Genomic DNA, 240 nt, shown 5'->3' on the forward strand with positions numbered 1-240 from the left:
GTGCTGGTGGACGGTGATATTCCGATGAATGCCGGTTGTCTGCGCCCGATTAAAATCATTGTGCCGGAAGGCTCGATGCTGTCACCGCATTATCCGGCTGCTGTTGTAGCAGGCAATGTGGAAGTCAGTCAGGCTGTGACCAACTGTCTGTTCGGTGCAACCAAGGCTATGGCTGCAGCACAGGGTACGATGAATAATCTGACCTTCGGTAATAATGAGTATCAGTATTATGAAACTATC

1 protein-coding gene is annotated in these 240 nt (G+C 49.6%); it reads left to right on the plus strand.

The annotated features are described in order from the left end of the window. A partial coding sequence (locus HBA93_RS23200) for a hydantoinase B/oxoprolinase family protein (protein ID WP_221724796.1) occupies positions 1-240 on the plus strand: 240 nt, incomplete at both ends.

This window comes from Ochrobactrum sp. SFR4, from assembly GCF_019730395.1.
Taxonomy (GTDB): domain Bacteria; phylum Pseudomonadota; class Alphaproteobacteria; order Rhizobiales; family Rhizobiaceae; genus Pseudochrobactrum.